Here is a 17,013-nt window from a genome sequence, read left to right on the forward strand (position 1 = left end):
GCCAAGGTCCTGCAGTCGGATCCCGGGCAGGAGCGAGTACGGGCGCGAAATGCCGCACTTGGCAGGACGAAGTGTTGGCTACCAAAACACAAATTGCATTGAAGCAAGCTGATCTAGAGGTCGTGAGATGAGTAAAAAGCGTTACCCCAGACTGTTTGGCATATTGCCCTTTTTAGGCATGCTTTTACTCAGTGGGTGCAACTGGACCCTGCTCGACCCGAAGGGCCAGGTCGGCATTGAGCAAAAGAACCTGATCCTGATCGCTACCGGCCTGATGCTGCTGGTGGTGATTCCTGTCATTATCATGACCGTGGTTTTCGCCTGGAAGTACCGTGCTTCCAACAAGGCCGCCACCTACACCCCTGACTGGTCGCACTCGACCAAGATCGAAGCCGCGGTGTGGATCATCCCGATCCTGATCATCATCGCCCTGGGTTACTTCACCTACCACTCCACCCACAAGCTGGACCCGTACCGTCCGCTGGATTCCGACGTGAAGCCAGTGCAGATCGACGTGGTCGCGCTGGACTGGAAGTGGCTGTTCATCTACCCGGAGCAGGGCATTGCCACGGTCAACAAGATCGTCTTCCCGGCTAACACCCCGGTCAACTTCCGCGTCACTTCCGATGCCGTGATGAACTCGTTCTTCATCCCGGGCCTGGGCGGTCAGATCTACGCCATGGCCGGCATGACCACCAAGCTGCACCTGATCGCCAACGAAAACGGCGAGTTCGACGGTATCAGCGCCAACTACAGCGGTGCTGGCTTCACCGGCATGAAATTCAAGGCTACTGCCACCTCTCAGGAAGACTTCGACAAGTGGGTCGCCGAGGTCAAGCAGTCGCCGAAGAAGCTGGACAAGGCCGAATACGACGCCTTGGCCAAACCAAGCGAAAACAACCCAGTCGCGCTGTATAGCGAGGCTTCGCCTGACCAGTTCCAGCTGATCGTCGACAAGTACGAAGGCATGAACCGCGGTCGTCCGAGCCACGAACAAGCAGGCAGCAAAGATCTGGCCACTACCAAGGGTGTGGAATCGAGTATGCAACCAGCTGCCGGTGCAGAGGAGTAAGAGATGTTCGGTAAACTAAGCCTGGAGGCGATACCCTATCACGAGCCGATAGTCATGGTGACGCTTGCCATGATCGCGCTCGGTGGTATCGCTGTCGTCGGTGCTATCACCTACTTCCGCAAGTGGACCTACTTGTGGAGCGAGTGGTTGACGACTGTCGACCACAAGAAAATCGGGGTGATGTACATCATCGTCGCGATGGTCATGCTGCTGCGCGGCTTTGCCGACGCCATCATGATGCGTACCCAGCTGGCTGCCGCTACCGGTGGCTCCGAAGGCTACCTGCCGCCTGAACACTATGACCAGATCTTCACCGCTCACGGTGTGATCATGATCATCTTCATGGCGATGCCGTTCTTCACCGGCCTGATGAACCTGGCGGTTCCTCTGCAGATCGGTGCACGTGACGTTGCCTTCCCGTTCCTGAACTCCCTGAGCTTCTACCTGCTGCTGGCAGGCGTGCTGCTGGTCAACATCTCGCTGGGCGTTGGTGAATTCGCCAAGACCGGCTGGGTTGCCTATCCGCCGCTCGCGGGCATTCAGTACAGCCCTGGGGTAGGTGTCGACTACTACATCTGGGCGCTACAGCTGTCAGGCCTGGGTACGACGCTTACCGGCGTGAACTTCCTCGTCACCGTGATGAAGATGCGCGCACCTGGCATGAAGCTGATGGACATGCCGATCTTCACCTGGACCTGCACCTGGGCCAACGTGCTGATCGTGGCTTCGTTCCCGATTCTGACCGCCGCACTCGCACTGCTGACTGTTGACCGTTATCTGGACTTCCACATCTTCACCAACGAGCTTGGTGGGAACCCGATGATGTACGTCAACCTGTTCTGGGCGTGGGGTCACCCTGAGGTCTACATCCTGATCCTGCCGGCGTTCGGTGTGTTCTCGGAAGTTACCTCGACCTTCTCCGGCAAGCGTCTGTTCGGCCACCACTCGATGATCTACGCATCGGGCGCCATCGCCGTGCTGGGCTTCGCTGTATGGCTGCACCACTTCTTCACCATGGGTGCCGGCGCCAGCGTCAACACCTTCTTCGGCCTGGCGACGATGCTGATCTCCATTCCGACCGGTGTGAAGCTGTTCAACTGGCTGTTCACCATCTACCAGGGCCGTCTGCGCTTCACCGCGCCGATCATGTGGACCCTGGGCTTCATGATCACCTTCTCCATCGGTGGCATGACTGGCGTTCTGCTGGCTGTTCCGGGTGCTGACTTCGTGCTGCACAACAGCCTGTTCGTAATTGCTCACTTCCACAACGTGATCATCGGTGGTGCGGTATTCGGCTACATCGCCGGCTTCGCCTACTGGTTCCCGAAAGCCTTCGGTTTCACCCTGAACGAGAAGTGGGGCAAAGCTGCCTTCTGGTTCTGGATCTCGGGCTTCTACGTAGCGTTCATGCCGCTGTACGCCCTGGGCTTCATGGGCATGACCCGTCGTCTGAACCACTCCGACAACCCGCTGTGGGAACCCTACCTGTACGTAGCCGTTGTCGGCGCCGTGCTGATCCTGTTCGGTATCGCCTGCCAGCTGATCCAGCTGTACGTATCGGTTCGCGACCGCAACCAGAACCTGGACGTGACCGGCGACCCATGGGGCGGCCGTACCCTGGAATGGTCGACTTCGTCGCCACCGCCGTTCTACAACTTCGCCCACATGCCTGAGAAGGTCGGCCTGGACGCCTGGCACGAAGCCAAGGAAGCCGGTGTTGCCTACAAGCCTGCGGCCAAGTACGAAGCGATCCACATGCCGAGCAACACCTCTACCGGTTTGTTCATGGGCCTGTTCCTGACCGTCTTCGGCTTCGCCTTCATCTGGCACATCTGGTGGCTGGTTGGCGCGAGCCTGGTTGCAACCATCGCTGTCTTCGTTCGCCACGCTGCGCGTGACGACCAGGGCTACATGGTTCCGGCCGAAGAAGTGGCGCGCATCGAAGGCGAGCGCATGAAAGCGCTGGCCAAAGCAGGTGCTCTGCCTGCCGGCGCACGTGTCGAATCGTTTGAGCGGGTGTAATCAATGTCCAGTCAAGTAATGCACGGTGCTGCTCATGGTCACGACCATGGGCATGACGACCACCACCACGACTCGGGCCAGATGACCGTACTCGGTTTCTGGCTGTACCTGATGACCGACTGCATCCTGTTTGCGTCGCTCTTCGCCACCTACGCGGTGCTGTCCGGCAGTTTTGCCGGCGGCCCGTCGGGTCATGACATCTTCCAGCTCGATTTCGTAGCTGTTGAAACGCTGTTCCTGCTGCTGTCCTCGATCACCTTCGGCTTCGCCATGCTGAAGATGTTCGATGGCAAGAAAGCTGGCGTACTCGGCTGGTTGGCTGTGACCTTCCTGTTCGGTGCGGGCTTCATCGCGATGGAAATCTATGAATTCCATCACCTGATCAGCGAAGGCTTCGGCCCGCAGCGCAGTGGCTTCCTGTCGGGCTTCTTCGCCCTGGTAGGTACCCACGGTCTGCACGTGACCGCCGGCCTGATCTGGATGGCAATCATGATGTACCAGATCAACAAGCACGGCATCACGCCGACCGCCAAGACCCGCATGAGCTGCCTGAGCCTGTTCTGGCACTTCCTGGACGTGGTCTGGATCTGCGTATTCACCGTCGTCTACCTGCTGGGGGTTCTGTAATGGCTAACGCACACGACACTCATCACGAAGGTAACCACGGCAGCGTCAAGTCGTACATGATCGGCTTCATCCTGTCGATCATCCTGACTGCGATCCCGTTCGGCCTGGCCATGTCGCCAAGCCTGCCGAAGAACCTGACCGTTCTGATCATTGTTGCCATGGCCGTGATCCAGGTAGTAGTGCACCTTGTGTACTTCCTGCACATGGACCGCTCGAAAGAGCAACGCAACAACGTATCGACGTTCCTGTTCACCACCCTGGTGATCGCTCTGCTTGTCGGCCTGTCGCTGTGGATCATGTTCAGCATCCACTTCGAAATGTTGGCCAAGTGAGGTAAGACTGCATGTCCGTTAAGCACTTTATCCAAATCACCAAACCGGGGATCATTTTCGGTAACGTGCTTTCCGTGGCAGGCGGTTTCTTCCTTGCCTCGAAGGGCCATGTGGATTTCGCCCTGTTCCTGGCGGTGGTGATCGGTACTTCGCTGGTGGTCGCGTCCGGATGCGTGTTCAACAACTGCATCGACCGTGACATCGACCACAAGATGGAGCGCACCAAGAACCGCGTCATGGTCCAGGGCGGCATGTCGCTGCCCCTCGCGCTGATCTACGCCACCCTGCTCGGGGTGGCGGGTTTCAGCCTGCTGTATGTCCAGGCCAACCCGCTGTCGGCGTTCTGTGCGCTGATCGGTTTCATCGTCTACGTCGGTTTCTACAGCCTGTGGCTGAAGCGTAAATCGGTGCACGGCACCTTGGTCGGCAGCCTGTCGGGTGCCATGCCTCCGGTGATCGGCTACTGCGCCGTGAGCAACAGCTTCGACCTGGCTGCGGTCACCCTGCTGGTGATGTTCAGCCTGTGGCAGATGCCGCACAGCTTTGCCATCGCGATCTTCCGCTTCAAGGATTACAGCGCTGCCAACATTCCGGTCCTGCCGGTGGCACGCGGCATCCTCGCGGCGAAGAAGCAGATCGTGCTGTACGTGCTGGCCTTCGTGCTCGCCACCCTGATGCTTACCCTCGGCGGTTACGCCGGCCTCGGCTACCTGGCCGTGGCAGCAGCCATGGGCCTGTACTGGCTGTACATGGCCTGGGGTGGCTACAAGGCCGAGGATGACAGCAAGTGGGCGCGCAAGGTGTTCGGCTTCTCCATCCTCACTGTCACTGCCCTGAGCGTGATGATGGGGGTGGACAGCCAGACCGCTGCGGACGTGCTGATGACCTACGCACGCTGATACTGCTGCCTGTTTCACGAAAGCCCCGGCCTCTGTGCCGGGGTTTTTTTATGGGCGCCAGGCATGGCGCGTTGCGCGTTAGCGCAACCAGCTTGGCTGTGGTGGCCTCGCAGGTGACTTGGAGGTGAAAGTCCTCTACGCACCCGGCAAGGGGAGTATTAGCCAGAGGCAAGGGTGTTGCGGGTGACTGCGAATCTGAAGGAGGCCCGAGGCAAAATACTGGCCTGACGAACAGGAAGCGGATAGAGGCGGGGCAGCGAGGTGAGGTGGCCATAATCGCCAAAGCCCGATACTCGCACGGAACGCAGCGACGAAAATCCGACAGGCATAAGCAGGAAGGTCGCGCGAATTACCCTAGGAGATTTGCGCGTTTGCCACTGTGCTGTGTGGCTGGGCGAGCTACTTCAAGCTCAGCCAGAGCAAGCGCCCACGCCCACTCAAGGAAACAGCCGTGACGGAACCGTACGCACGGTGGTGTGAGGGGACGGCGGGTGCGAACCCGCTTTCTGTCGGTCTTGTTGTTCCTGCACGAGCCTCTTCGCGGTAACCCGTTGCATACCATCCTCAGCCTTAAGTCGGTCGTGTCAGCACCACTCAGTGTGGGAAGGTTCTGAAATCGTCACGCCTGTTTGCAAAGGTTGTTTCGATGAGGCGCTTCCTAGGCGTCCTCTGTGTGATGTGATTTCGCTAGTTATATCAAGCGCTTGGACATTTTTCGGTTCGGCTGTGCGGACTCGAGACGGCGTGCCCAATGATTAAACATTTTGTTTGGGCCTGGAGGAGTGTGGATAAATCAGGTTGACGCTAGATGCGCGGTGGATTATTAATTTCGTCGTCTTCCGAACGCGCGGTTGATCTTCGTGGAGCAGTTGATGCGATATGCCTATTATCTAGTCGTGCCGAATTAGCATAATTGAATGCGAGCACTTGGCGAGGGCGCACCTTTATAGTCATCTCAGAAGTATAGCTGTGGGTTAGATATTGTATGGAAACTCCCAAAATAGGAGTTTCAAAAATGAAGCATGTATTTCTTATCGGTACCCGTGATGAAATATTCGCTCATTTCGAATTTAATTTTCTCTTGCTATTTATCAAGTTCCAGCTTGTTCAGGTCCTCGTCTAGAGTTTCTCACTTGTGATGTTGAGTGGGTTGATGGTTGCTATTCGATAATCTGTTCGAAACAGTAGCGTGTTTGATAAGGCAGCGACCCATTGACTTTATCTTCTCCTGTACAGACGGAAGTCTGTTGGATGTCGCTAGACTGAGTCAATACTCTGGGGTGCCGGGATGGCGTAGTCTGTTCAGAGTATTAGTCCTTAATTTTTTATCGGGTATCAAATAAATGTCTAGTGTGCGCGTAGCTTGTATTGTAGACGGCCATAGTACCGGTGCCGAGTTGGCAAAAGCTCTTAAGGCATTAGGTTGGTTCCTGGTACATGTGCAGGCGAGAGAGAAAATCTCAAGTAGCTATGCCAATAGCTTTGAATCAGCAATATTTGACGTATTGCTTCGAGCATCTGAAGTGAATTATTCAGATTTAGTACAGGTGGTTCGGGAGTACAATCCCGAGTTTGTAATCGCAGGAAGTGAACCGGGGGTAGAGCTGGCAGACCTGCTGTCATGTTCATTGGGGCTGAAAGGAAACGATCCCGAGAGTAGCCAGAGACGTCGAAATAAATACCTGATGGCGAAGGCGATTTCCGAACATGGATTGGATTGCGCAAAGCAATACATGGTATCCACCGAGTCTGAACTACTGGATGGACTCAGAAGAATAAATACGCTGCCGGTCGTCGTCAAGCCGGTTGACGCTATGGGAAGTGAAGATGTCAGAGTTTGTTTCGATGAGTACGAAGCCTTAGACGCATTCGGCGCTATTTTCGGAAAAAAGAATGTGATTGGAATTGTGAATGAGGCAGTTCTTATCCAAGAGTTTTTGGAAGGTGAACAGTATGTTGTCAATGCGGTTAGCATCGAAGGCAAACATCGAGTTACCGAGATGTGGCGAGAAAAAAGGTTGAATATTCGGGGAGGCGGGAATATATACGACTATGAAACGATGATCCCTTATGAAGGCGAAATCCAAGAGAAGCTTATTAGTTATACGAAAAAAGTTCTGACGGCGTTGGGGGTTGAAGAAGGGCCTAGCCATACGGAAATCATATTTACTGGCCGTGGACCAGTCTTGGTTGAAACTGGTGCACGCATGCAGGGCGGGATAATTTCTGAACCGATAATCAAAGCCATTGGTGATAGTCACATGACCATGACCATGAAAAAATACCTTGATCCATTGTGGTTTGTAAGAAATATAGACGTACCCTATCGTATGACAAAAATATCACGAGTTGTAAATTTGATCATGGGGCGAGCGGGTGTAGTCAAAGAGAATAATTGCATCAAACTTCTGGCAACGCTGCCGTCTTTTTATATGATAGCTCGAACTCCTGGTGTGGGCGACTATGTTAAGAAAACGGTGGATCTGCCGTCAAAGGTCGGGCACATATATCTGATGCATGAAGATTTGTCTCAGCTGGAGACTGATTATAGAAAAATTCGTGAGTGGGAAGCTTCTGGTGAGTTAATTGTTCTAAACTAATAGGTGATGAAATGGATTTCTTCAAGTGCCAAATTTCAGGTTCGGACTATAGCGATCCGTATACTTTCGATAAAGAAATTAAAAATATTTTCAATAAGACCTGGCAGTATGTTTGTCATGAGAGCGAATTACTGGCACCCGGTAGCTATATCACGGCCACGCTGGGCACCGAGCCAATCTTGATTTTAAAGGCCTCCGACGGCAGCCTTCGCTCCTTTCATAACGTCTGCCCACATCGTGGCGCTCGAATGCTAAGTGGCAGTGGAACTTGTAAGGGGATAGTTTGCCCTTACCACTCTTGGAGCTTTACGGAGAGTGGCGCTGTGAATCATATCCCTAAGAAACAATGGTTTGAGCATCTGGACATTGAAGGCCTTCATTTGAAAGCCGCTTCCGTAGAAGTATGGAGGGGGTTGGTATTTGCCAGCGGGGTTGAAAATGCAGAACCTCTTAACCGTTGGCTTGAGGGCTATACCGAGTACTTAGATGGCTATGAGTTTCCTTACGAGGGGATGCGAGAAGTCGCTCGTTTTACGTTTGACGAGAATGTGAACTGGAAGATCCTAGTAGAGAACTACGTCGAGGACTATCACTTTGCGTACGTTCACCCTAAGACTTTTGGCGCATTTGACTTTAGTGGTGTCAGGACAATTCCGTGTGGGCCTCATATTCAGATTCCCATGCCATACAGAGACACGCCTCCGAGTGAGCATTCCAAGTACCTATGGGAGCCTGGTGGTGTCTCACGTCAAGGTTATATTTTTCCACTTCTAACGGTTCAGCCCGCTCGAAACCATATGTCGTTGTTTATCTTCAAGCCGATAAGTGCGACTCGCACGATCATTGAGATTCCCGTTTTTCAGACGGCATTGCAGCAGGAAAACTTCCCAATTGATGCGGAAGTTTTAAGGCGTGATATTTTTAATGATATGGAAGAGGACTTTGTGGTTTGTAGGAACTTGCAAGTCAATACTAATTCTAGTCAATTCTCAATCAATGCTATTGCGGGTGAACATGAGTTAGGAGTGAAACACTTTCAGAAAATATGGTGGTCTTTCATGGGCGAAAATACCAAGTAGGATGAAAAGGCTCGTATGACTAAACTAGACCTCAACAAAAGAGTGGTGGTGACCGGAGGGGCTTCGGGTATCGGTCTGGCAATGGCCAAGACATTCGCAAATGCAGGCTGTCGGGTAGCGATAATTGATAAGGTTTCAATGCCTGAAGATGTAAGACGAACCGAGTTTAGGGACATAGAGATTTTTGTGACTGCTGACATCACGGTAGAGTCTGACCGAAGGTTGGCGCTAGCAGATATTGTTGGAGAGTTCAATGGTATAGACGTGCTATTGAATAATGCTGGTGTGAGCCTCCGTGAGCCTACTCTGGCGGTAACCCCTGCTAGTTGGGATGCAGTAATGGACGTCAATATTAAGGCTGCGTTTTTTATGGCTCAAGAGTCTGCTTTGGTTATGCAGAGTCAAAGTACTGAGTCGGTAATCATAAATACCGCGTCAGTGAGCGGAATGGTTGCCATGCCAAACTACATAAGCTACAACATAAGCAAAGCCGGTGTTATCGAAATGACCAAATGCCTTGCTCTGGAATTGGCGCCACTGATTAGAGTAAATGCAATAAGTCCGGGTTATATATTAACACCGATGCAAAGATCAGAATATACAGAAGAACAGATTACAGCTTGCGCTGATAAAATCCCCCTTGGGCGTCTGGGTGACCCGCAAGAAGTTGCTGATCTAGCGCTTTTTCTATCATCGCCTAATGCAAAATTTGCCACTGGTCATAATTTTGTGATTGATGGTGGGGAAACTGTGGGAGGTTTAGCTAGCGCATGAATACAAGATATTTAGAGGTGGTACATACCTCGGACAAAACCGTGTTGACCAAATTCATAGATCTAGGTGTTCCAGTCGTCATAAATGGTCTCGCTGAAAACTGGGCGGGAGTTAAATGGAATTTTGATGCCCTAAGAAAGCGTATTGGGGGTAAAGAAGTCAAGGCTTTGATTGACTTGCCTGCCACCGGCGGAGAGTTAGATGGCGGGCATGAGCGTTACGAGCAAATAATGCGCTTCGAAAACTTTGCCGATCTAGCGAATGATGAACACGCGAAGCCTTGCTATTTGGGATATGTCCGCTCGAATGATTTTTTTGATGACATTGATTCATTTTTTTTATTTGGAGACATAACTGATAAGTATTCTGGTGGCTCTGACACGAGGCTTTGGATTGGGTCGAAGGGCACCTGCTCAGGGCTTCATTCCGACCTGAAGGATAATTTATTTTTGCAGGTGCATGGGCTTAAGACAGTTTACTTGGTGCCGTTTGAAGATACACCCTATGTTTATCCATATGTCGATAATATTGTAAATAGTCGCATAGATTGCGAGAACTTCATGCCTTCCGAGTTTCCAGAATTTATGAGGGCGAGAGTATACAAGTTTACGGTGTCGCCTGGGGATATGATATTCATTCCAAAAGGATGGTGGCATTACTTAAGGTCTTGCACCCCCTCAATATCGGTGAATCATTGGTTTGGTCAGCCAGTTCTTGGCAGCGACTATTGCAAAATGCTGGTGCGTTTGGGGCCAAGGTATGTGACACGAACTATAAGGGATATGTTTGTTTATTCTGTCATGGGGCGAAGGTACAAGAAAGAATTTTTCTTTACACCACAGTCTACGGGGGAGCGTCTCTTTAACTACCTGGTAAGCGGTGATTTTTCAAAGGAAAATAACCCAGTAAATTCTTAATGTAGCGTAATAGGGAGTGACTTATGAATGGGGGTAATATACTTCGGGTGAACTCTCACAACGAGTGGGATCCTCTAGAAGAGGTCATTGTTGGGGTTATGCAGGGCGCAGCAGTACCACAATGGGATATAATGCTCGAAGCTACTATGCCAGATGACAGCAAGGATTTCTTCATTAAGCAAGTTGGCAATAGATTGCCACAGTCCCAATATGAAACTGCATGTGCAGAACTTGATGGATTGGCAGAAGTAATTGCAAGTCGAGGGATTAAAGTTACACGTCCAGATAAGCTTGAACAAGCTAGAGCATTCAGTACGCCCAACTGGGCTGCTCCAAGCGGGCTCTACGCTGCTATGCCTAGAGATATTCTTCTGGTAGTGGGAGACACTATAATCGAGTCACCTATGTCTTGGCGTTCAAGATATTTCGAAATTGAAGCTTATCGTCCCTTGCTTAAAGAGTATTTCAAAGATGGTGCCAAGTGGATTAGCGCACCCAAGCCTCAGCTTCTGGATGAATTGTATCAGTCGGACTATGACAAGGTAGATCCCCTGGGTAATAATAAATTTGTGGTTAATGAGTTTGAACCAGTATTTGATGCGGCGGACTTCATTAAATGTGGTTATGATATTTTTGCTCAGCTTAGTCATGTTACAAATTCTATGGGGATCGAATGGGTAAGGCGCCATATTGATAGCAAATATAAGATTCATGTATTAAAACCAGCAGACTCGGCGCCAATGCACATTGACGCTACTTTCATGCCTCTGGCACCCGGGAAAATTCTTTTGAATCCGGAGCGCATGCCTTTCGTGCCTGAAGTACTAAAAGGTTGGGATGTTAGATATGCTCCTAAGTCTACCATTCCCGACAGCCATACTATGTATATGTCCAGCACTTGGACGAACATGAATGTATTGATGCTTGACCCGAAGACAGTCGTGGTCGAGGAGCAAGAGGCTCCGCTGATTCAAATATTGACGGATTGGGGATTTGAGGTGGTTGCCGTGCCGTTTCGGAATGTTATGAGGTTTGGAGGGGCATTTCATTGTGTAACGTGCGACGTGCGTAGACGAGGTGATTTGCTGTCCTACATCAATTAACCTTTGTCGCCCTTTCTTACTTCATGCAGGGGCGTCGGTACTTGTTATGAATGCTTCGATAATCTATCTGTCCTTGTCTACATTGATTAGCTCTGCCGGTAGTACTTTGTTTGTGTCAGCTCTGGCCTTAAGTTTGTTTAGTATGGACTCTTCAGCGGTCAAGGCTTCAGGCGTTTACATCGCACAGTTCCTGCCGGTAATTTTTTTGTTGCCGTTAGCGGTAAAGATATGTGACAGCTATGCTGTACGTAGAGGTCTGGTTACGGTTGAGGTCGTGTCCGCGCTTATTACAGTTTTTATGGGGTTGTGTGTCCAAGCTGGTTGGCTACTACCTCTATATTTGGTTTTAGCTGTACGAGGTTTTCTAGAGCTGACAACGAAAACTTTCAGAAGTGTAGGGGTTAAAATCTTTTCCGATCCTGTTGGTCTTGATAGGGCCAACAATCTTGTTATGGGTGGCAGCTTCATTGGGCAGGCTTTGGGTGCTCTTGCGGGATTCCTTCTAGTATCTCACGTTTCTCTCTTCCATATAGCTATTATAGATGGAGTTAGTTATTTGCTTTCAGCTTTGTGTTGTATCAAGATGGCCTCAACTGATGACCAGAGGGAGTCGCGTTCATCTGGCTTTAACTCTAGCTGGGCAGGGTTTGCGGAGATTAGAAGAAATGAAAATGTTAGACTTTATTTCATGTGCTTTTCGTTTGTTGTAATATTTTTTCAATCCTATAATCAAGTTGCGCGTACATGGATTCCTTTGGCATGGCTTGATTTGGGGTTGCGGAAAGGCATCATTGGAGAGATGATCGGTTGCATAGGGATTGTTGCAGGACTGTTGGTTGTGAATTTTTTCTTGTCATCGCCGAAAAATGTTAAAGGCCTAGCTTTCGTATCGATATTCCTCACTTGTTTATTTGTAAGCGCGCCTTTTGTAACGATCAGTCCAATATTATCTCTCGCTCTATATTTTGTGTATATGGTATTTTTTGAGATCGGTTTAATGGTTTCGATGAATGCTTTGTTGGCTGCCTGTCCTCAAAACAGGGTGGCTTCGGTCATGGGGCTGTTTTACGGTTTTTCTTTTGGAGGGTTGACTATTTCGGGTTTGTCAATGGCGTTTGCCGCGGATTATTACAGGTTGCCTGCTGTTTCTTTGGTGTTATCTGTTGTTGCAGTGGTTGTGCTTGTTGGTATTTCCTATTTTTCAATTTGCTCTAATACCACAGCTGAGACAGTGGGTTCTGACGTCAAAAGATAACAGCTAAAGCTAGTGCTTTCGTGTTGAACGCAAGCAACATTACCCGTGCCTGCACAATCCCAGAGTTGGCGTCAGCGCTTGGCCTTTAGGCAGTCATCGACGACATCTGCTACAGCGACCTGGCGCTTTTGACAGTACCTTTCTCTGCGGCACTGCAATGGAGATAGTCCAAGTTTGCGCCATAGACCATGTGGATTATGCATCCCGTTCAACCGTCAAGCGGCTCTTCGACGCATAGCGGAGGTACGTCGTCTATTGATTGCACCGAGCCTCTCGAAAGGATTTTCCAGTTCTCATAGCGGAAAAGTACGGTTGGCAGAAAATACATCTGAAAAATTCTAACAAAACAGGATTTTGTCCTTTACAAACATCATGCTTCGGCACTATCTTCTGATCCAGGCCGCCACATCGGCCAACGTCGCTCGGACGGTTCCGGGCGCTTACGTCCTCAGAGGAAGCCATGGCCAACCCAGGTTCGCCGCGCCGCTTTGCGCGCATCGATCGTCTCCCCCCTTACGTCTTCAACATCACTGCCGAGCTCAAGATGGCCGCCCGCCGCCGTGGCGAGGACATCATCGACCTGAGCATGGGCAACCCCGACGGCGCCACCCCGCCGCACATCGTCGAGAAGCTGGTGCAGGTCGCCCAGCGTGAAGACACCCACGGCTACTCCACCTCGCGCGGTATCCCACGCCTGCGCCGGGCCATCTCCAACTGGTACAAGGAACGCTACGAGGTCGACATCGACCCGGAAAGCGAAGCCATCGTTACCATCGGCTCGAAGGAAGGCCTGGCGCACCTGATGCTGGCTACTCTCGACCAGGGCGACACGGTGCTGGTGCCCAACCCCAGCTACCCGATCCATATCTATGGGGCAGTGATCGCCGGTGCCCAGGTGCGTTCGGTACCGCTGGTGCCGGGGGTGGATTTCTTCAACGAACTCGAGCGGGCCATCCGCGAGTCGATCCCCAAGCCGAAGATGATGATTCTCGGTTTCCCGTCCAACCCTACCGCGCAGTGCGTGGAGCTGGACTTCTTCGAGCGCGTGGTGGCTTTGGCCAAGCAGTACAACGTGCTGGTGGTACATGACCTGGCCTATGCCGATATTGTCTACGACGGCTGGAAAGCCCCGTCGATCATGCAGGTGCCGGGGGCCAAGGACATCGCGGTGGAGTTCTTCACCCTGTCCAAGAGCTACAACATGGCCGGCTGGCGGATCGGCTTCATGGTCGGCAACCCCGAGTTGGTCAGCGCCCTGGCGCGGATCAAGAGCTACCACGACTACGGCACCTTCACCCCGCTGCAGGTGGCTGCCATTGCCGCACTGGAAGGTGACCAGCAGTGCGTGCGCGACATTGCCGAGCAATACCGCCAGCGCCGCAATCTGCTGGTGAAAGGGCTGCACGAGCTGGGCTGGATGGTCGAGAACCCCAAGGCCTCGATGTACGTGTGGGCGAAGATCCCGCCGGAGTATGCGCACCTGGGCTCGCTGGAGTTTTCCAAGAAGCTGCTGGCCGAGGCCAAGGTGTGCGTGTCGCCGGGGATCGGCTTTGGTGACTATGGTGACGACCATGTGCGCTTTGCCCTGATCGAGAACCAGGACCGTATTCGCCAGGCGATTCGCGGTATTCGGCAGATGTTCCGGGCTGATGGTTTGACCCGCAAATAAGTTGCTGGGGCTGCAAAGCAGCCCCTACGGACGCAAAGGCTACCTTTCCGCCTGCATTCCCCCGACCTGGCTACCTATCTTCAGCACTCATTTCTCACCACAGAGACCTACAAATGAGTGTCTTCACTGCCTATTTCTGCGGCACCGGCTCGCACCGCTTCGACGACGCCAACCCCAATTTCTGGAACGGCGAGCTGGTCTCGACCCTGGCCAGCAACGACCAGGGCCACGAATTCGCGCACTGGATCGCCGTGGACGGCCCCGGCAGCGGCAACCTACAGGACGACAACCTGTTCGTCGAGCCCGGCGGCTACTTCAACTGGACCGGCCAGTTGTTCGGCCGCGGCTGGGAAGAGAACGTCAACCATGTGCTGCAGGTGATCAAGGGTGAAAGCAGCTGGCAGCGCACCAAACTGAGCGAGGAGGAGTACCAGCGCCTGAAGGACGCTGGCGTACCCATTGCGGATGTGTCTTCCACTGCCTCCTGGTTCTGGCGTACCTACGACTACGGTGAGCGCCATCCAACACCACAGGAATTGCAGGAGCGCATCATCAGCATGTTCCGCAAGCCACGCTTGCCGACCCAGGTGAACCTGGTGGGCTGGAGCAGGGGAGGGATCAGCTGCCACATGCTGGCCAATGCCATGGCACAGGACCCTGTATTGCGCGGCATACCGGTGAACATCTTCGCCATCGACCCGGTGCCGGGAGTCGGCAATGTGCATGCCGACCGCGTAACGCTGGCTGCAAACGTCAAAGAGTACGTGGGCTTCTATTCGCGGGATGAGCGCTCCAAAGGTTTTGCTTGCGTGATCCCTGCAGTCGCAAGCGATACCCGGATATGCGTCTATCCGATGCCAGGCCGCCATGCCACGCTGGTGGGCAACGCCTCGCTCGACGGTGCGGGTGACGGCAAGGTGCTGGTGGAGCCGGGGCTGATCGTTCGCCATTTTGCCGAAGTCTGCCTGACCCGCTGGGGTGTACAGCTGGACAAGCGCCTGGGCTTGGGCGACAGCCAGTTGATGAAGTATCACCAGCTCATGACGGCTGCTGACAAGCACTATCAGGCCATGCGTAATGAGTCCTACACCGTACTTACCGAGGGCGAAAAGCACGACCGGCTGGTGCACTGTGGTGAAAAGCGTACGCACTTCAGCAAGGTGCAGGGCGAAGACTACGACCCGAGCGCAGGCCTGGCTTTGCAGCGTTGGGATGCCGCGACTTACAAGGCCATCTGCTAGCCGAAACGGGCGGCTGGATCAGCGGCAATTTTTTTTGCATTGCCCCTCTATCCAGCCGCCCCTGCTTGGATTGAAAATGGCGCCGTGGGCCAGCCCCGATAACAACAACCTTCCCTCCGTGCCATCATGTCCGAATATAACCCTTGCCTTGACTGCGGCGCCTGCTGCGGGTACTTCCGTGTGTCCTTCTTCTGGGGCGAATGCCAGTCTGCCGGGGGCGTTGTGCCGGACGACCTGGTGGTACAGATCAACCCCACCCGTGTTGCCATGATCGGCACCGATGCCAAACCCTGCCGCTGCGTCAGCCTTGAGGGCGAGATCGGCAAAGAGGTGGCTTGTAGCATTTATGCCAACCGTTCCAGCCCGTGCCGCGAATTCGAGGCGTCGTGGGAGGGTGGGGTGCATAACCCCAGCTGTGACGATGCGCGGGCTGCGTATGGGTTGCCGCCGCTGACCCCGCCGGGGGCCAACGAGCCGCATTGGCCGGACGATGGGGCTGAGGTGGCCTGATCGTATTTCCTGGCCTGTACCGGCCCTTTCGCGGGTTCACCCGCGAAAGGGCCATAAGCTGTAAGAAGATTCTGAACTTGAAACCAAATGCTTCAGGTTCTCTAGGATTGGGAATTATCCTACGACCTCAGTCGGATGCCGTCTGATAGGCAGGGAAGAACCACAGCGGTAATTTCGCCGTTCGCCCATATGGCGAGCGAGTGTGAGAACTCGTTGTTGGTTGTCTTCCTGCCAGTTCATGGCAGCTGTGCGCGTGCAGGCTTCGGCCTGACCGTGGTGACTCCAACACGGGCTTCTCACCACGCGCACGGCTGCCGCCCAAATCTGTGAGAAGGATTCAGGTGGTTGCTCCTTTGAACCCATTGGAGTTGATCATGACCAAACCCGTACCTGACCCACCCGTTTCAGACCTTACCTACCAAGCCGCCAAGTCCCAGGCCACCCAGGTCATGGACAACCTCTCCGGCACCATCCTCCAATATCTGGACGCCGAAGCCCCAGCCCTGCGTTCCAGCCTGCTGGGAGCGATGTCGGCCCAAACTGACCTGCTACAAGCCCTGCTAGCCCACATGAAAGCGCAGGAGGCCAAGGCATGAGCGACCATCTGAAATCCCGCACCGCCGCCGGCGTGGAGAAATTCCTCGAGCTGTACCGGGTAGAGCCGGGCGTGCCGCTCGACCTGGCATTCGATGAATTGTCGGTCCTGATCGGCTGCATCAAGCATCTGAACGAAGAGGCCGAGATGGAGGGCGACAAGATCGCCGGCAGCGCTGCGCGGATTCTGAGTGCCATGGCCAAGGCGCTGATCAATGATATGGAAGTCGGGTTGAATCGCGGAGATTGAGAAATGGCCTGGTGTGTATGTCGGTTGGGCCATTAACGGCTGACAGGTGCATGCCGGAAGGTTTGCGGT

General features: G+C 53.2%; 16 protein-coding genes. All 16 read left to right on the plus strand.

Features of this window, described 5'->3' with window-relative positions; all coding sequences use genetic code 11:
* Nucleotides 1-127: 127 nt before the first annotated feature.
* The 16 genes from cyoA to FQ664_RS04685 all read left to right on the plus strand — a co-directional run bounded on the left by cyoA (nucleotide 128) and on the right by FQ664_RS04685 (nucleotide 16,944).
* Nucleotides 128-1,072 carry a ubiquinol oxidase subunit II gene (gene cyoA, locus FQ664_RS04610; protein WP_144170595.1) on the plus strand — a complete coding sequence of 315 codons (945 nt, stop codon included), beginning with the start codon at nucleotides 128-130 and terminating at the stop codon, nucleotides 1,070-1,072.
* A gap of 3 nt (nucleotides 1,073-1,075) precedes the next feature.
* The gene (gene cyoB / locus FQ664_RS04615) at nucleotides 1,076-3,094 is read left to right on the plus strand and encodes a cytochrome o ubiquinol oxidase subunit I (protein WP_144170596.1); all 2,019 of its coding nucleotides are present in this window, start codon (nucleotides 1,076-1,078) and stop codon (nucleotides 3,092-3,094) included.
* Nucleotides 3,095-3,097: 3 nt separating this feature from the next.
* The gene (gene cyoC / locus FQ664_RS04620; protein ID WP_010952048.1) at nucleotides 3,098-3,721 is read left to right on the plus strand and encodes a cytochrome o ubiquinol oxidase subunit III; all 624 of its coding nucleotides are present in this window, start codon (nucleotides 3,098-3,100) and stop codon (nucleotides 3,719-3,721) included.
* Nucleotides 3,721-4,053: a cytochrome o ubiquinol oxidase subunit IV gene (cyoD, locus tag FQ664_RS04625; RefSeq protein ID WP_003259128.1), complete on the plus strand. Its 333-nt coding sequence runs from the start codon at nucleotides 3,721-3,723 to the stop codon at nucleotides 4,051-4,053. The genes cyoC and cyoD overlap by 1 nt, the downstream gene beginning before the upstream one ends.
* A gap of 11 nt (nucleotides 4,054-4,064) precedes the next feature.
* Entirely contained in the window at nucleotides 4,065-4,952 is an 888-nt protein-coding gene (gene cyoE / locus FQ664_RS04630; protein ID WP_025337747.1) for a heme o synthase, read from the plus strand.
* Between the two features lie 1,343 nt (nucleotides 4,953-6,295).
* Nucleotides 6,296-7,552 (plus strand): ATP-grasp domain-containing protein, encoded by a 1,257-nt coding sequence (locus FQ664_RS04635; RefSeq protein ID WP_144170597.1) that lies wholly within the window; start codon nucleotides 6,296-6,298, stop codon nucleotides 7,550-7,552.
* Between the two features lie 11 nt (nucleotides 7,553-7,563).
* Nucleotides 7,564-8,631, plus strand: coding sequence for an aromatic ring-hydroxylating oxygenase subunit alpha (locus FQ664_RS04640; protein WP_144170598.1), 1,068 nt, complete (start codon nucleotides 7,564-7,566; stop codon nucleotides 8,629-8,631).
* Between the two features lie 15 nt (nucleotides 8,632-8,646).
* Complete coding sequence (locus FQ664_RS04645) at nucleotides 8,647-9,405, plus strand: SDR family NAD(P)-dependent oxidoreductase (RefSeq protein ID WP_144170599.1); 759 nt, start codon at nucleotides 8,647-8,649, stop codon at nucleotides 9,403-9,405.
* Between the two features lie 41 nt (nucleotides 9,406-9,446).
* Nucleotides 9,447-10,322, plus strand: coding sequence for a cupin-like domain-containing protein (locus FQ664_RS04650; RefSeq protein WP_178090947.1), 876 nt, complete (start codon nucleotides 9,447-9,449; stop codon nucleotides 10,320-10,322).
* A gap of 23 nt (nucleotides 10,323-10,345) precedes the next feature.
* Nucleotides 10,346-11,425 (plus strand): amidinotransferase, encoded by a 1,080-nt coding sequence (locus FQ664_RS04655; protein ID WP_144170601.1) that lies wholly within the window; start codon nucleotides 10,346-10,348, stop codon nucleotides 11,423-11,425.
* Nucleotides 11,426-11,471: 46 nt separating this feature from the next.
* Nucleotides 11,472-12,680 carry an MFS transporter gene (locus FQ664_RS04660; protein ID WP_144170602.1) on the plus strand — a complete coding sequence of 403 codons (1,209 nt, stop codon included), beginning with the start codon at nucleotides 11,472-11,474 and terminating at the stop codon, nucleotides 12,678-12,680.
* A 460-nt stretch (nucleotides 12,681-13,140) separates the two neighbouring features.
* Entirely contained in the window at nucleotides 13,141-14,349 is a 1,209-nt protein-coding gene (gene alaC, locus FQ664_RS04665; protein ID WP_087503060.1) for an alanine transaminase, read from the plus strand.
* 113 nt (nucleotides 14,350-14,462) lie between these two features.
* The gene (locus FQ664_RS04670) at nucleotides 14,463-15,590 is read left to right on the plus strand and encodes a hypothetical protein (RefSeq protein ID WP_144170603.1); all 1,128 of its coding nucleotides are present in this window, start codon (nucleotides 14,463-14,465) and stop codon (nucleotides 15,588-15,590) included.
* Between the two features lie 126 nt (nucleotides 15,591-15,716).
* Nucleotides 15,717-16,100, plus strand: a complete 384-nt coding sequence (locus FQ664_RS04675) for a YkgJ family cysteine cluster protein (protein WP_144170604.1) — start codon at nucleotides 15,717-15,719, stop codon at nucleotides 16,098-16,100.
* A 374-nt stretch (nucleotides 16,101-16,474) separates the two neighbouring features.
* Nucleotides 16,475-16,696 (plus strand): hypothetical protein, encoded by a 222-nt coding sequence (locus FQ664_RS04680; protein ID WP_178090944.1) that lies wholly within the window; start codon nucleotides 16,475-16,477, stop codon nucleotides 16,694-16,696.
* Nucleotides 16,693-16,944, plus strand: coding sequence for a DUF3077 domain-containing protein (locus FQ664_RS04685; protein ID WP_144170606.1), 252 nt, complete (start codon nucleotides 16,693-16,695; stop codon nucleotides 16,942-16,944). The genes FQ664_RS04680 and FQ664_RS04685 overlap by 4 nt, the downstream gene beginning before the upstream one ends.
* The last annotated feature ends 69 nt before the right edge of the window (nucleotides 16,945-17,013 follow it).

This window comes from Pseudomonas persica, assembly GCF_900291015.1.
Lineage (GTDB): Bacteria > Pseudomonadota > Gammaproteobacteria > Pseudomonadales > Pseudomonadaceae > Aquipseudomonas.

Excerpts from the sequence above, each read along its gene's own strand:
- cyoC (WP_010952048.1), top strand. The coding sequence starts at position 3,098 with ATGTCCAGTCAAGTAATGCACGGTGCTGCTCATGGTCACGACCATGGG.
- cyoD (WP_003259128.1), top strand. The coding sequence starts at position 3,721 with ATGGCTAACGCACACGACACTCATCACGAAGGTAACCACGGCAGCGTC.
- FQ664_RS04640 (WP_144170598.1), top strand. The coding sequence starts at position 7,564 with ATGGATTTCTTCAAGTGCCAAATTTCAGGTTCGGACTATAGCGATCCG.
- FQ664_RS04635 (WP_144170597.1), top strand. The coding sequence starts at position 6,296 with ATGTCTAGTGTGCGCGTAGCTTGTATTGTAGACGGCCATAGTACCGGT.
- FQ664_RS04685 (WP_144170606.1), top strand. The coding sequence starts at position 16,693 with ATGAGCGACCATCTGAAATCCCGCACCGCCGCCGGCGTGGAGAAATTC.
- FQ664_RS04660 (WP_144170602.1), top strand. The coding sequence starts at position 11,472 with ATGAATGCTTCGATAATCTATCTGTCCTTGTCTACATTGATTAGCTCT.
- FQ664_RS04675 (WP_144170604.1), top strand. The coding sequence starts at position 15,717 with ATGTCCGAATATAACCCTTGCCTTGACTGCGGCGCCTGCTGCGGGTAC.
- FQ664_RS04645 (WP_144170599.1), top strand. The coding sequence starts at position 8,647 with ATGACTAAACTAGACCTCAACAAAAGAGTGGTGGTGACCGGAGGGGCT.
- cyoE (WP_025337747.1), top strand. The coding sequence starts at position 4,065 with ATGTCCGTTAAGCACTTTATCCAAATCACCAAACCGGGGATCATTTTC.
- FQ664_RS04670 (WP_144170603.1), top strand. The coding sequence starts at position 14,463 with ATGAGTGTCTTCACTGCCTATTTCTGCGGCACCGGCTCGCACCGCTTC.
- FQ664_RS04680 (WP_178090944.1), top strand. The coding sequence starts at position 16,475 with ATGACCAAACCCGTACCTGACCCACCCGTTTCAGACCTTACCTACCAA.
- FQ664_RS04655 (WP_144170601.1), top strand. The coding sequence starts at position 10,346 with ATGAATGGGGGTAATATACTTCGGGTGAACTCTCACAACGAGTGGGAT.
- cyoA (WP_144170595.1), top strand. The coding sequence starts at position 128 with ATGAGTAAAAAGCGTTACCCCAGACTGTTTGGCATATTGCCCTTTTTA.
- cyoB (WP_144170596.1), top strand. The coding sequence starts at position 1,076 with ATGTTCGGTAAACTAAGCCTGGAGGCGATACCCTATCACGAGCCGATA.
- alaC (WP_087503060.1), top strand. The coding sequence starts at position 13,141 with ATGGCCAACCCAGGTTCGCCGCGCCGCTTTGCGCGCATCGATCGTCTC.